Below are 13,596 nucleotides of genomic sequence, written 5' to 3'. Positions count from 1 at the left end.
ATTATCAATACCAGATTGCCAACACTGGCTGAGTTATTAAGGAGCTTAGAATGTCATTTGTCGTTTTCCGTCGTAGCGTCTTGGCGTTGGCTATCGGCGCCACGCTTTCAAGCCCTGCCATTGCCCAGGAACGCGAACTGCTGAACTCCTCCTACGATATTGCCCGGGAGTTGTTTGCCGAGATCAACCCCAAGTTTGAAGCCTGGTGGGCAGAAGAACACGGTGAAGACGTTGAGGTCAGCCAATCCCACGGCGGTTCATCTGCCCAGGCACGCGCCATCATGCAAGGGTTGCGCGCTGACGTCGTGACGTTCAACCAGGTGACCGATGTCAACGTCCTCGCTGAGGCGGGCCTGGTTGATGAAGACTGGCAGGAGGCGCTGGACAACAACGCCTCGCCCTACTACTCCACCACGGCGTTTTTGGTGCGCAAGGATAACCCCAAGGACATCGAAAACTGGGACGACCTGGTGAACGAAGACGTTGAAATCGTTTTCCCCAACCCGAAAACGTCGGGCAACGGCCGCTATACCTACCTGGCCGCCTGGGGCTTTGCCGACGAGCAATTTGACGGCGACGAAGAGCAGATTCAGGACTTCATGCGTACCTTCCTCGCCAACGTGGAGGTCTTCGACACCGGCGGTCGCGGCGCGACGACCAGCTTTATCGAACGTGAGATCGGCGATGTGCTGATCAGCTTCGAGTCCGAGGTGAATAACATTCGCAAGGAATATGGCAGCGATGATTACGAAGTCATCGTGCCGCCTACCAGCATCCTTGCTGAGTTCCCCGTGGCCGTCGTGGGCGAAAACGCTGAGCGAAACGGTAACAGCGACCTGGCGCAAAGCTATCTGGAATATCTCTACCGTGAGGACACCCAGCGGCTGCTGGCAGGCTTCAACTACCGTGTGCACCATGAGGCGGTGGTCGAGGAATTTGCCGATCAGTTCCCCGAAACCGACCTGCTGAAAGTTGAAGATGTTTTCGGTAGCTGGCCAGAAGCGATGGAAACGCACTTTGAAGGTGGCGGCATGCTGGACCAGCTTCAGCGCCGCTAATTCTCTAATTCGCCGGACTGAGCCATGAGCCACTTCGCCCTTCGACACTCCGGCAGCGCGCGCGTGCTGCCGGGTTTTGGTCTTTCCATGGGTATCAGCGTGCTGTTTATCTCGCTGGTACTGCTGCTGCCCATTACCGGGCTGTTTGGCCAACTCGCCGGACTGAGCTTCGCTGAATACTGGGCAATCATCACTGAAGGCCGTGTCGTCGCCAGTTACATGGTGACCATTGGGGCGGCCGCCCTCGCGGCGTTGGTCAATGCCGTCTTTGGCCTGCTGCTGGCCTGGGTGCTGGTCCGCTATGACTTCACCGGCAAGCGGCTGCTCGACGCGCTGATGGATTTGCCCTTCGCCTTACCTACAGCGGTGGCTGGCATTACCCTGGCAACGCTCTACGCGAGCAGTGGCTGGATGGGCGGCTGGCTGGAGTCACTGGGACTTCAGGTTGCCTACACCTGGGTCGGTATTGCTCTGGCCATGGCGTTCACCAGCATCCCGTTTGTGGTCCGCACGGTACAACCCGTACTGGAGGACATGCCCGCTGAAGTCGACGAGGCGGCGATGTCACTGGGCGCCACTGACGGTGTCGCGTTTCGTCGGGTCATCATGCCCCACTTATGGCCGGCGCTGGTCACTGGCACGGGGCTTGCGTTTGTGCGCTCACTCGGCGAATTCGGCGCCATTATCTTTATCGCTGGCAATATGCCTTACGAAACCGAGATCACCGCGCTGATGATTTTCGTCAAGCTGCAGGAGTACGACTACGCGGGGGCTTCGGCAATCGCCTCGGTGGTGCTGTTTGTTTCGCTGACCCTGTTGCTTGCGATCAATGTCTGGCAGGGGCGCTTTATTCGTCGCTTGCATGGAGGTAAGGGGTAATGCGTCGAATTGGGGATGCACCACTGATCCGCCGCCTGCTGATTGCAGCGGCGGTGGGCCTATCGGGGCTATTTCTACTGCTGCCGCTGGTCGCCATTTTCGCTCAGGCCTTCTCGCAGGGTGTCAGCGTGTTCTGGTCAAACGTCAGTGACTTTTACACCCTGCACGCAATCGGCCTGACGCTGGGTATTGCCCTGCTGACAATTCCGGTCTGCCTGGTGTTCGGGGTGGCACTTGCCTGGCTGGTGACGCGCTTCAGCTTTCCTGGCCGTCGACTGCTACAAACGTTAATCGATATACCGTTCGCGGTATCTCCCGTCGTCGCCGGGCTTATCTACCTGCTGCTATACGGGCGCAACGGCTGGATCGGCGGCTGGCTGGACAGCTACGATATTCAGTTGATGTTCGCCTGGCCGGGGATCCTGATGGTGACCATCTTTGTCACCTGCCCCTTTGTTGCCCGGGAACTGATCCCCTTGATGCAGGCCCAGGGCTCACGTGAAGAAGAGGCGGCCGTAACGCTCGGTGCATCGGGATGGACGACGTTTCGGCGCGTTACCCTGCCCAACATCCGATGGGCACTACTTTACGGCATCATTCTCACCAACGCCCGCGCGGTGGGTGAGTTTGGAGCCGTCTCGGTGGTATCCGGGGCGATTCGTGGCCAGACCAACACCCTGCCCCTGCACCTTGAGCAGCTTTATCAGGATTATAACGCCGTGGGGGCTTTTGCCTGCGCGGCTCTACTCGCATTGATTGCCCTACTGACGCTCGCCGCCAAGGCCGGGCTGGAATGGCGCTCGTCGCGCCGGGAGGCATTTGCATGAGCATTCGCTTACACAATATCGCCAAGCACTTTGGCGCGACTCAAGCGCTGGAACCGATCAATCTGGATATCCAGGAAGGCGAACTGGTTGGTCTGCTAGGTCCTTCCGGCTCGGGTAAAACCACCCTGCTACGCATCATTGCAGGGCTTGAAAACGCCGACCAAACACCGACGCCCGGCAAGATTTTATTCGGCGAGCGCGATGTCACCCACGTGCATGTCCGTGACCGGCGGATTGGCTTCGTGTTTCAAAATTACGCCTTGTTCCGCCACATGAGCGTCTACGACAACGTCGCGTTTGGCTTGACTGTCATGCCGCGTGCGAAGCGGCCCTCTGCCCAGGACATTCGGGCCCGGGTGTATCGGCTGCTTGAAATGGTCAAACTCGAAGCCTTTGCCCACCGCTACCCGGCGCAGCTCTCCGGTGGCCAGCAACAGCGCGTTTCACTGGCCCGTGCGCTCGCCGTCGAGCCGGATGTTCTACTGCTTGACGAGCCGTTTGGCGCGCTCGATGCCAAAGTACGCCAGGAGTTGCGCCGCTGGCTGCGTCATCTACACGAAGAGTTTAACTTCACCAGCGTGTTTGTGACCCACGATCAGGAGGAAGCCCTTGAGCTCTCTGACCGCGTCGTTGTAATGAGCAACGGGCGTATTGAGCAGATCGATACGCCGGAAACCCTCTACCGGGCACCCCAGAACCGCTTTGTGTTTGAGTTTCTCGGCGACGTCAATTACCTGGAAGGCAAGGTACACAACGGCACGCTTACCTGCGGCGACGCGCACCTGGCGGTGGACCTGCCGGATGGCGACGAAGAATTGTTGCTGCGGCCCCATGAGATTCGCCTGGCCGAGCAGCCCGCCCCGGAGAGCCACCTGCCAGTGACGATCACCGCGATTTCCCCCGTGGGCGCCGAAGTCCGGGTGGAACTGGAAGCCGACTGGCTGGCAAAGCCCTGGCTGGCAACGGTGCGCCACGCCGATTTCAACCGGCTGGGATTACGCCGCGGCCAGCGGCTTTACGCCCACCCGAGGCATTGGCGACGCTTCCCCGACGCAACAGAAAACACGATGGCGAAAACTCAAGTCGCATAGTGAGTTGCACAGTCCGTCGGCTGCCCCGGACGGGGCAACCGACGTCAATAACAGGATTATGTTTTCTGACTCAAGCCTCAGAAACGCATCTGCCTGAAGGTCAAATTGACCCGCGGATCAGAGACTTTTTTGGTTTTGGGCAGGCTATGTAGCCAGTTTTTCTGGGTACTGCCTTTCATTATCAACAAGCTGCCGTGCTCAAGGCTCAGCGACACCCGTTCGCCGGTGACTTTATGTTTAAACGAGAATTTTCTGGCACTGCCTAGCGTCAACGACCCGATCGCCCCCTCTTCAACCAGCTCTTTTTCGCCATCGCTGTGCCACCCCATGCCTTCATCGCCCGAGCTGTAAAAATTACACAGGCACGAATTGAAGATATCGCCACTGCTGCTTTCCACCCGCTGCTTAATCTCGCGCAAGACGTCAGGCCACATCAACGCCGTCCTGGTATGCCCGGAGTACGTATAGGAGACGGGCTCATCCGCGTACCAGGCCATCTTCCTCTGGGTCACGATCTCTTTGCCAAACATGAACGCACGATCATGCGCCCAGCTCAGTTGATCAATACATTGCTCCAGATAACGATCCGCCGCGCCAGCATCCAGGATTTTTCCGTGGTAATAGGCTTCGCCGTCCTGCGGCAAGAGGTTAATCAACTTCATTTCGTCATTTTCAAATAGATCGGTATACGTCATCACAACGCCTGGTTGGTGTCCATGGAGCGAAGCCAGCTTTGCACTGCCGAGAGTGGCTCACAGTCAGCGGTTAAAAACAACTTGGCAAACCCGCATCGTCTGATCATACCGCTGGCGCACTACCAGCGTTATACTGACGCTCTGATGACAGTTTCAACAACAGCGGAGAACTCCATGCTACGGCGTCATTTGCTCACTTTATCTGCCTCCTTGCTGGCCACTGTGTGGCTTGCGGGCTGTGCCAGCCCCCACTACCTGCAGCTTTCCCCGGAACGCACCGCCAACGTACCTTCAGTCGGTCAGGGGCAGGAAGTGACTGTCCTGGCGCAGGATGGTCGTGACAGCGAAGTGATCGGCAACCGTGCAGGCGGTGGCATGTCGACCGCGAAAATCACCGTCAACAGCCATGAAATCATCCCACGCTTGCAGCAGGAAGCCGAGCGGGCAGTCGCCGATATGGGCTTCACGCCCACCCGGCAAGCCGTCGACGGGCGTCCCAGCCTGACGCTGGAACTGGCAAGCCTTACCTATGTGCAGGGCAACAGCGACCAGCCATTGATCGACGAAGCTCGGATTGAAGGCGTGTTACGCGCCATCGCGCGCAATGACGGCACCACCTACACGGGTACCTACGCCTCCAGGCGCACTCAGGAGTATGCGGTCAAGCCCGACAAGGATACCAACACGCGAATGGTCAACGACCTACTAAGCGATGCGCTGAATCGCGCCTTCAGTGACCAGGACCTTGGCCAACTGCTGGCCCGCTAACCCCTTTGACCATTACGTTAGTGCGTCAGAGGTTTTTATGGTTCCAGCGGCCCTCGACGCACTAAATGCCAAACGGTTTCCGTTATCCCGCGTGCATCCGGCTCGGTCTCTTCCAACAGCGACAACCGGAAATTGGGCGTCAACAGTGCCTCGACTTCCTCATGCGGGACGCTGTAAGGAGGGCCCCCGCCCTCTCCCTGGTGTGCCACACTCACCAGCAGCCCTTTGGCCCCCGGCGGCGTCAGTTGGGCAAGATGAAACGCATAACGCTGGCGCGTCGCTTCGGGCAGGGCGATTAGCGCGGCGCGGTCGTAAAACGCGCCGATTTCGCTTGCCTGCTGAATGTGCAAGTGAAAAAAATCGCCGCACCACAACTCGATATTGCCTTGGCGACTGATGTTGAACCCCGCCTGTTGATAACGCGATACCGGAGTCGATGACTGGGCAAGAAACTGCTCGATTGCCTCAGGCGCCAGCTCAACACCCAGCACTGGATGCCCCGCTTCAGCAAGCCAACGCATATCCAGCGTTTTACCGCAGAGGGGAACCAGTACCTTGGCGCGGTCAGGCACGCCAAGCGATGGCCAGTAATGTGTCAGCGCGGGGTGGGGTTGGGGCAAATGAAAGCCAATACGCCCCTCCTGCCACCGGGCTCGCCAGAGATCCGTCATTTTTGGTCGCTCATACGCCCATTAAAACCAGCGATCGCGTTTTTTACGCCGACGTGGCAGGTGAGGCACGATAAGACCGACAACCAGGCCAGCACCGGCGACGCCTCCGCCATACATGAAGTAGCGCAGCAGCAGGTCCTCTTCCTGGGTATCAAGCCGTGCTTGCAGGGCGCGCACTTGCTCACTCGACTCATCGACATTACTGCTCAGTTGGTCGTTACGCGTTTCCAGTTCATCAATGCGCTGCTGACGTGCTTCCAAGGTATCGCGCATGGTGGCCACGCGCTGCTCCCATTCTTCGTTGATACCGTCTAACTCATCGGTAAGCGCGGCCACCCGTGACTCGAGTTCTGGCAGCTGCTCGGTGGCACTGGGCGTTTCCTGGAGCTCATCGCTCAAAATCCATACGGTATCGCCGCCATCACCGCGCACGCGGGTGTAGTCGCCGCTGGTTTCAAGCACCTCAACCTGCTCGCCGGCATTCAGCGTCCCCACAATGCGGTAGCCATCCGTGGGGCCACTGCGTACATAGGTTGAAAGCTCATCACTTACCCAGGCCTCATTTTCCGGCTGGGCCACCCCATTGACACACCACACACTGACTAATACACCGGCGGCAACCGCCCGGTAACGATGACAAAATTGAGCTATCTGCATGACGTAATGTCCTGATTAAGTCACTGCCCTTCGGCAGCGCTAACGTGTCTAATCTCCGCGCGGTGGGAGTGAAAACGGACGAGGAAACTCCGCCACCTGCGCGTCGCTTTTAACGGCTTTCAAAGGTCCCTCACGCTCCACTTCATCAATGCGCACGATCGCGTTGAGCGGGAGGTAACTTCGCTTCACGCCTTCGAAGGTGCGCTGCAATTTTTCGCTCGCAGGGTCGATTACTACCCTCGAGGAATCTTCAAAGACAAACTCCTCGACTTCAATAAAGCCCCAGAGTTCGCTTTGGAATATCTCGCGCACGTATAAATCCCAAATTTCACCCTGCTGGTGCACCACCACTCGGTAAATTGGCTTGGCCGCCATCTTGGCCTTTTCCTCTTGCCGCTGGAACGTTAATTTAGCGGTGAAGCTTAACATATTCCCGTATGCAAGCGTTTGCCGTTCGGACAACCCTTCCATGGCCGAAACCTCCGCTTGTGTGTAGGGTAGTCAAGTCTGTTTGACTTTTTTGTCCTTCATCCAGAAGCAATCACCCATGCAAAGGGCCCAAACAGGAGCAATAGCGATCTTCCTGGCTGGTGCTTCAGTGCCATCACCCAAAGTATCCCGCTTGGTACCCACTGCGGTCTGGTCTACTTTAAGGGTGAGAATGCACATTCGCTTCGCGATCTACTAAAACATCAAGAAGATCTCGACTTCTATGTATAATCCCCGCTCACCCGGGACAAGGAGTCATCGTGACCACCGATCAACAGCCAGCGACGCAAGACGATAAATTTAACGGGCTGCTGACCAACTTTGACGACGCCGTGCACCTGCTGTCGCAAGCGCCTGCGTTATCAAAACCAGCGGAACTACCCCGCGTCTTGGACACAGCACGCGAACTTTTAATGCTGGACGGCGGCGCCCAAGCGCTCGAGCAGCGTGCGCAAGCATTTGAGGCGGCGGGCGTCTTCTTGGGTTCCGACTGGGAAACCCCCCAGTATCTGGTGCCAACCCTGACCACGTTTGCACTTAAAAGCACCGACCCCAACGTGGTGGTCATCGAGACGCTCAGCGAGATTCGTTTACTCGCCGTGGCAAAAGGTGGTTATGCGCACCCATTGGTATCGGAAGAATTTTCGCATCACTACCTGACCCAGGTCATCGCCATCAATCTATGGCTGCTGTTTACCGCGCCAAGCGAAGCTGAGCGTGAACAGCAGGGACGCCTGGCCGTTATTCCACGCCAACTCTTCCAGTATCTGGCGGAACGGATTGGTTACGAACACATCATCGACCAGTTGATTGACGAAATATGGCGCATTCTCAAGCAGCGCCCCATTCAGGTCGATTCCATCAAACAGATGATTACCCAAATCTCCCTGTGCCAGGCAAACCCCGAGATCGACCTGGGGGCCAGCGGCCAGGGGGCCGACAGGCTGGTAAGCTCGCTCTTCGGGCCAACCCAGGCGTGTCGCGAAGACCCAGGCATTGATATCTACCGCGAGCGGCTGGATGGCATGGACCAATCGGCTCTACAGGCTGAAGCAACCGGGTTCGCACGAGCCATGCACGACACCGGGCTGGTATCGCCCTACCACGCGGTCCTGCTGCGTCACTTGCTCGAAGAGGGTGATCATCTGGTGTCTGAAGCCTTCGGGCTCTCGTCAACCGGCCGTGATTGCCTGCTGTGTTACCGCGAGCTGGTTCATGCACTGATTCGCGGCAGCGTATATCCAGCCACGGCCCAGGCCGTCTACGGGCTGGCCCTGATGCTCGAGCGAGGGATTCTTTACCAGCCCCCGGTGGCACCGGCCATGTGGCGCCAGCTCAACCTGCCTCTTTCCGAATGGTCTCAGGCACGCCTGAATATTGCCTATGGCGAGATAGCGTCGCCAAGGGCTCGCCTGCTGGAAGGCGTGCTGTGCATGCTGGGCTTGCCGTTAGGTGTTGGTCAGGGCAATAACCCGACCTGTCAGTCGGCCCGCGCGTTATCAATGTGGGCTTACAATGACCCGGACTACTTGTTGCAGATGGTTACCTGGGCCGCACGGGATGACGAGATCATCATGCACTTCGAAGGCCAGGCCATCTCTTCGATGGCGAGTTTATCGGGCGTGGCTTCGGAGCTACCGATAGACCTTGACCCCGTTTCATTGATTGTGGTGCCGCATCTGGACCGTATCTACGCCGAAATGGGTCGACGTTGCATTAGCCGTGAAGGCGACCCCCACCGCTGGGTGAATCCGGAATTTCACGGCTGGTGGTCAGGCCGCGGCTTTCGTATCAATGTCGATGTGGCTACCGGCAAATTAGTCGACTTGAATGATTTTATTCGTCACTTCTACGCCTGCTACCACCCTTACTACAATGGCAACCAGCCACTGATTCATCCTCAGCCTGCCGGTATTGCCGTCACCGACAGCGCCGCCCGTTTCATTGGCTGGCACGCCATCACCATCCTGCGCGCCTCACTTGATCCTAACGACGTGATGCGCATTTATTTTTACAATCCCAATAACGATAGCGGTCAGGATTGGGGGGATGGTGTAAAAGTCAGCACCGCGGGGCACGGCGAACGCTTCGGCGAAGCCTCGCTGCCGTTTTCGCAATTTGTTTCGCGGCTGTATATTTATCACTTTGACCCGCTTGAACGCGGTGAACTGGCGACAGTCACCGAAGACGAGCTCGATACCGTTAAACGTTACCTGCAGCAAAGCTGGGGGGCCGAACGGCTACCCGCCACAGAGCTGCAAGCCAACGAAGGCCCTTACCACACCCCACCCAACGACACATGATGCGACTTGACCAACTGCTCGTCAGCCAGGGGCTGACGAGCTCGCGCACCCGCGCTCAGCGCCTTATCCGCAATGGCCGTGTCTCGCTTGATGAGACGACGCAGGCACTCACCAAACCCAGCGAAAAGTGGCCCGAAGATACCCGCCTGTACGTTGCCCCGGACCCTGAGGAGCGCTTCGTATCACGTGCCGGCCTCAAGCTGGAGGCCATGCTTGACGCACTTGAGCTCCGACTCGACGGACTGGGTGTCCTCGACGTCGGCCAGTCAACCGGGGGGTTCAGCGACTGTGCCTTGCAAGCCGGCGCGCGCCACGTGATTGGTGTCGAAGTCGGCCATGGCCAGTTAGATGCACGCCTTAGAAACGATCCACGGATCACCTGTCTGGAAGGCATCAATGCCCGCGCCATGCGCGGGGAAAAGACCCTGCAACAGGCGCTCGCCGAGCACCCCGTCGATTTGGCGGTCATGGACGTATCGTTTATTTCGCAAACCTTGATCCTGCCTGAAATAGCCGCCCTGCTGCCGCGCCACGGACGGCTAATTTCTCTGGTGAAACCGCAGTTCGAGCTGACACCGAAAGCACTGGACAAACGCGGCGTGGTCCGCGATGACGCGAATTATCATGACGTTGAGGAACGCTTAAGGAAAGCATGCCAGTCACTGGGGTTCACCGTCCAACATTGGCAAATCAGTCCGATTACCGGCGGCGACGGTAACCGCGAGTTTCTGCTTTACGCGCAAAAAACCGACTAGTCATTGGAAGTTCCCGGAGACGGCTTTAGCGTTTCCACTTTCACCGACTCCCCCGACGCCCGGTGCAGCCAGACATCCATTTGCTCAAAGGCAATGCGTACGCCCGCTTCGCGGAACAGCGCATCCACCCGGCAATTGATCTCATCGGCGGCAAACAGTCGATCCAGCAGATCGTTGACAAAGATACGCAGTTCAAAGTTGAGGCTATGGGGCCCATAGCTCATGCAGAATACCTGCGGCTCGGGATCGGCAAGCACACGGACATTTTCATCCGCCGCTTGGCGCAACAAGCGGTGTACCGTCGCCAGATCTGAGCCATGGACCACGCCGTAGGTCAGCACCACGCGGGTCACGTTGTCGGAGAGCGACCAGTTGATCAATTGATCGGTCACGAAGGTTTTATTGGGAATGATGATCTCTTTGCGATCAAAATCGGTCACGGTCGTCGCACGTATGCGAATACGGCTCACCGTGCCGTGCAGATTACCCAGGGTGATGGTATCGCCAATCCGGATGGGGCGTTCGAACAGAATAATCAGACCGGAGATAAAGTTGGCAAAGATCTCCTGCAGCCCAAACCCCAGGCCCACACTCAAGGCCGCTACCAGCCATTGTAATTTGTCCCATGACACGCCCAGCGTGCCCAAGGCCGACACGATACCGGTCCCGACAATGGTGTACGACAGCAAGGAAGTGATCGCATAGGCACTGCCCTGCTTTAACGTCAGGCGGGAAAGCACCATGACCTCCAGCAACCCCGGCAGATTGCGTGCCAGAATAAACGTCAGTGCCACCACCAGCAGGGCACCCGACAGGTCGGAAATCGACAGCGCACTATCGACCAATTCGCCATCGGCGTTCTCCCATAGCGATACCTGGTCCAGATAGCTCAGCACTGAAAGCAGGTCTGCCCAGACCAGATACAGCAAGCCACTGAAGGCAACCAGTAAAATCAGTTTGGAAAGGCGTAGCGACTGAGTATTGATCTGTTCCATGTCCAGCGGCGGCTCTTCTACGACTTCCAGACCGCCTTCGGCACCCTCCTGAACCTGAGCGCGTCGCCTTGCCAGTGCACGCCGATAGGCCAGGCGCCTTGCCGCCACGGCCAAACTACGCACCACAGTGGCTTCTACCACCACCCACAGGCCCAGTAGGTAGAGCGTGGCAACAAAGCGACCCACCAGCCTCAGCGCCGTGTATTCATATCCCCACACCACCAGCCCCAGCAAGACGATAGGCACTGCCGACATGGCCAAGCCGAGTAGCAGGCGAAACAGGCGAACGCCAAAAATGGGCACATGGGCCAGGATCAACCTGGCCAAGCACACGCTCATTGCCAGCAGCCCCAAGGTTAACAGTCCCATGGCAACCGGCCGCTGGGCGAGCGGCGTCTGAAGATTGTCGGCCAGTGTTGAAATGGCAATCACCGGTACCAGCGCCACCCCTAGCCCCGCCAGTAAACGCCGCAGTTGGGCGTTATAAGCAGGCGACCAGGTAAAGTGTTGCTCGGCCACGCCATCCGCCACCAACAGCCGTCTCCCCCAGGCGACAACAACCCAGCTCAACGCCAACTGCAATAAGGCAGGAGCCAGGTTCGCCGACAGTAGACTCTCGGTAGCGCCCAGTGCCACCCCCACTCCCGCCAGTGCCAACGGCCCTGGCATCGCCAGCAAGGCATTCAGAAAAACGGCTCTGGGCGTATGCAGCTGGGTGTCGCTTTTTAGTCGTCCAATTTGGCCGTGTAGTGTCGCCAGGCGCTTCTTGATCCGTCGGCGTAGAACGGCCAGCAAAAGTCCAGCGGCAAAAAAAGGAACACCGCTCAACATTTCCCAATCCGGTGACGGCCAGCGATTCGGCAAAGCAGCGCGCCACTCGCCTTCCTGCCACTCGATGCGTAGATGTTGAGGTAACTGCCGGAGCCAGTTAACGTCCAGTGGTCGGCTATTGGCCACCCAGAACAACTGCTCGTCAATGGTACTGCGCAACGCTTGGGTAGTGGCCAACAACTGCTGTTGATTAAGCTGTAGCTCGACGGCAGCGCTTAGCAACCGTCCATAGACCTCTTCAAGCTCATCGACCAATTCGCGGCGTGACTGGTAGAGCCTTGACAGCGTATTGATCAGCGCGGGGGTCGGTTCGACATTGGCATCCTTGAGACGTTGCCTGGCCAACTGCTCAGCCTGACGTAGCTGGTCGCGCTGGCGAACCAGATCGAACTGTTTGAGACGCAAGTCGGCAATCTCATCCTGCAAATCGCGACGAGGTTGTACATTAGGCAACGACTGGCGCTGCTCGCGTAGTATCCGTGACAGCAACTGGCTGCCGCGAATCGCCTCTATCTGCTCGTTCAAACTACGCTGTAGTTGGCGCACATGTTCAAGCTGGCGCTGGGCATCGATATTGTCGCGCACCAGGCTGTTATCCCGCTCACCCGCCTGCAATAACGCCAGGCTAAGCGATTGGTTACGCTGCTGAGCCTGCACCACAACAGGGTGTCCAGCCGCGATCAGGGGATCTGTCTGGGCAGCATCGGCAATCGCCTGTTCTGATGCCAGCCGTCGCTCCCTATCTATGACGTTTTGCAGCAAATTAAGCCGCTGCTCCTGTTGATCAATTTTCAGCATCAACAGGTCCCGACGCTGCTGGGCAAGATCACGCAACCGTCCATTGGCGCTCAGCTGGCGCTGATAAAGAGCCACCTCACGATCGGCGACGGCCCGCTCAAGACGCAGTTGAATCATGCGGGCATCATTCAGGGCGGATAGCTGACGATCCCCCAGCAGTGTTTCACGTTCAGTGGCGTCACGGCGCAGCGACTCCATGCGCTCAAGCGTGACGGCCATGGATTGCTGGGCGCGTTCGGGCAACGTTTGAGCCGTCAGAAATTGCGAATTCACTTCCGCAAGCTGGCTCTGAAGCTGCTGGAGCTGGGTCAGCGCCTCTGCCTGCTCGGATTCCAGTGCGGCCAAGGGTAAGTTGCTGAGCTCATCGATCGATGGCATGTCATCGCTATCTTCAGTCTCAGCGAGCTCACGCTCGACGGCAATCAGCGCATCAGGCGCCTGGCTTACCCGCTCCTCCAGCTCCGCGAGCTGCTGTTCGATGGCATCCAGCCGCTCGTAAGCCTCCAATGCGGCGATCAACGCTTGTTGATCCAGCGCCTGCTGAGGGTTTAATGTTTCCTGAGATTCAAGCTGATCAAGCCGTTCCTGGAGAGAGGCTTCGTCGGGCACATCGTCCACCGTCGCCGCTTTCAAGGCAACGCTACAAAATAGTAGCATCAGGACCAACAACCCTTTCATTGCCAAACGGAAGACGAATTTCTCCACAGCGCTATGCCTCGCTAACGCATCAGTATTGAGCTTGGCTATTGTCGGGGGTTGGCAGTCGCGGCGCAATCATA

General features: G+C 57.9%; 12 protein-coding genes. 7 read left to right on the top strand and 5 right to left on the bottom strand.

The window, feature by feature from the left end; genetic code table 11:
- The first annotated feature begins 50 nt into the window (after positions 1 to 50).
- From cysP to IT895_RS06535, 4 genes are read left to right on the top strand one after another with little or no spacing between them, the layout of a single operon-like run.
- The gene (cysP, locus tag IT895_RS06550) at positions 51 to 1,058 is read left to right on the top strand and encodes a thiosulfate ABC transporter substrate-binding protein CysP (protein WP_085917449.1); all 1,008 of its coding nucleotides are present in this window, start codon (positions 51 to 53) and stop codon (positions 1,056 to 1,058) included.
- A 24-nt stretch (positions 1,059 to 1,082) separates the two neighbouring features.
- The gene (cysT, locus tag IT895_RS06545; protein WP_199285066.1) at positions 1,083 to 1,937 is read left to right on the top strand and encodes a sulfate ABC transporter permease subunit CysT; all 855 of its coding nucleotides are present in this window, start codon (positions 1,083 to 1,085) and stop codon (positions 1,935 to 1,937) included.
- A complete protein-coding gene (cysW, locus tag IT895_RS06540) occupies positions 1,937 to 2,764 on the top strand; it encodes a sulfate ABC transporter permease subunit CysW (protein ID WP_085917447.1) in 828 nt (275 codons plus the stop codon). The genes cysT and cysW overlap by 1 nt, the downstream gene beginning before the upstream one ends.
- Positions 2,761 to 3,855: a sulfate/molybdate ABC transporter ATP-binding protein gene (locus IT895_RS06535; RefSeq protein ID WP_085917446.1), complete on the top strand. Its 1,095-nt coding sequence runs from the start codon at positions 2,761 to 2,763 to the stop codon at positions 3,853 to 3,855. Before cysW ends, IT895_RS06535 begins: the two co-directional genes overlap by 4 nt.
- A gap of 77 nt (positions 3,856 to 3,932) precedes the next feature.
- Here IT895_RS06535 and IT895_RS06530 read toward each other — a convergent pair whose 3' ends face one another.
- Positions 3,933 to 4,550, bottom strand: a complete 618-nt coding sequence (locus tag IT895_RS06530; protein ID WP_085917445.1) for an alpha-ketoglutarate-dependent dioxygenase AlkB family protein — start codon at positions 4,548 to 4,550, stop codon at positions 3,933 to 3,935.
- Positions 4,551 to 4,724: 174 nt separating this feature from the next.
- On the opposite strand from IT895_RS06530, the gene IT895_RS06525 reads away from it, so the two are divergent.
- Entirely contained in the window at positions 4,725 to 5,318 is a 594-nt protein-coding gene (locus tag IT895_RS06525) for a YajG family lipoprotein (RefSeq protein WP_199285065.1), read from the top strand.
- A 35-nt stretch (positions 5,319 to 5,353) separates the two neighbouring features.
- On the opposite strand, the gene IT895_RS06520 is transcribed toward IT895_RS06525, so the two are convergent.
- Genes IT895_RS06520 through IT895_RS06510 form a run of 3 tightly spaced genes read right to left on the bottom strand, consistent with a single transcriptional unit; the run spans position 5,354 to position 7,021 of the window.
- The gene (locus IT895_RS06520) at positions 5,354 to 5,989 is read right to left on the bottom strand and encodes a thiopurine S-methyltransferase (RefSeq protein ID WP_085917444.1); all 636 of its coding nucleotides are present in this window, start codon (positions 5,987 to 5,989) and stop codon (positions 5,354 to 5,356) included.
- A 21-nt stretch (positions 5,990 to 6,010) separates the two neighbouring features.
- Positions 6,011 to 6,646 (bottom strand): TIGR04211 family SH3 domain-containing protein, encoded by a 636-nt coding sequence (locus IT895_RS06515; protein ID WP_085917443.1) that lies wholly within the window; start codon positions 6,644 to 6,646, stop codon positions 6,011 to 6,013.
- Positions 6,647 to 6,694: 48 nt separating this feature from the next.
- Positions 6,695 to 7,021, bottom strand: a complete 327-nt coding sequence (locus tag IT895_RS06510; protein ID WP_085917523.1) for a DUF1820 family protein — start codon at positions 7,019 to 7,021, stop codon at positions 6,695 to 6,697.
- A gap of 374 nt (positions 7,022 to 7,395) precedes the next feature.
- Here IT895_RS06510 and IT895_RS06505 point away from each other — a divergent pair, with 374 nt between their 5' ends.
- Positions 7,396 to 9,438 (top strand): hypothetical protein, encoded by a 2,043-nt coding sequence (locus tag IT895_RS06505; RefSeq protein WP_085917442.1) that lies wholly within the window; start codon positions 7,396 to 7,398, stop codon positions 9,436 to 9,438.
- Positions 9,435 to 10,193 (top strand): TlyA family RNA methyltransferase, encoded by a 759-nt coding sequence (locus IT895_RS06500; RefSeq protein ID WP_085917441.1) that lies wholly within the window; start codon positions 9,435 to 9,437, stop codon positions 10,191 to 10,193. Before IT895_RS06505 ends, IT895_RS06500 begins: the two co-directional genes overlap by 4 nt.
- Here IT895_RS06500 and mscK read toward each other — a convergent pair.
- Positions 10,190 to 13,522 (bottom strand): mechanosensitive channel MscK, encoded by a 3,333-nt coding sequence (gene mscK, locus IT895_RS06495; RefSeq protein ID WP_267905862.1) that lies wholly within the window; start codon positions 13,520 to 13,522, stop codon positions 10,190 to 10,192. The two genes, IT895_RS06500 and mscK, sit on opposite strands and share 4 nt — an antisense overlap.
- Positions 13,523 to 13,596: the final 74 nt, after the last annotated feature.

The organism is Halomonas sp. A40-4 (assembly GCF_015767635.1).
GTDB classification, from domain to species: Bacteria; Pseudomonadota; Gammaproteobacteria; order Pseudomonadales; family Halomonadaceae; genus Vreelandella; species Vreelandella janggokensis.
This window is presented reverse-complemented; position numbering and strand designations above follow the sequence as displayed.

Bases quoted from the DNA above. Each gene is read 5' to 3' on its own strand.
- cysT (WP_199285066.1), top strand. From the start codon at position 1,083: ATGAGCCACTTCGCCCTTCGACACTCCGGCAGCGCGCGCGTGCTGCCG.
- cysP (WP_085917449.1), top strand. From the start codon at position 51: ATGTCATTTGTCGTTTTCCGTCGTAGCGTCTTGGCGTTGGCTATCGGC.
- cysW (WP_085917447.1), top strand. From the start codon at position 1,937: ATGCGTCGAATTGGGGATGCACCACTGATCCGCCGCCTGCTGATTGCA.
- IT895_RS06515 (WP_085917443.1), bottom strand. From the start codon at position 6,646: ATGCAGATAGCTCAATTTTGTCATCGTTACCGGGCGGTTGCCGCCGGT.
- IT895_RS06530 (WP_085917445.1), bottom strand. From the start codon at position 4,550: ATGACGTATACCGATCTATTTGAAAATGACGAAATGAAGTTGATTAAC.
- IT895_RS06535 (WP_085917446.1), top strand. From the start codon at position 2,761: ATGAGCATTCGCTTACACAATATCGCCAAGCACTTTGGCGCGACTCAA.
- IT895_RS06520 (WP_085917444.1), bottom strand. From the start codon at position 5,989: ATGACGGATCTCTGGCGAGCCCGGTGGCAGGAGGGGCGTATTGGCTTT.
- IT895_RS06510 (WP_085917523.1), bottom strand. From the start codon at position 7,021: ATGGCGGCCAAGCCAATTTACCGAGTGGTGGTGCACCAGCAGGGTGAA.
- IT895_RS06525 (WP_199285065.1), top strand. From the start codon at position 4,725: ATGCTACGGCGTCATTTGCTCACTTTATCTGCCTCCTTGCTGGCCACT.
- IT895_RS06500 (WP_085917441.1), top strand. From the start codon at position 9,435: ATGATGCGACTTGACCAACTGCTCGTCAGCCAGGGGCTGACGAGCTCG.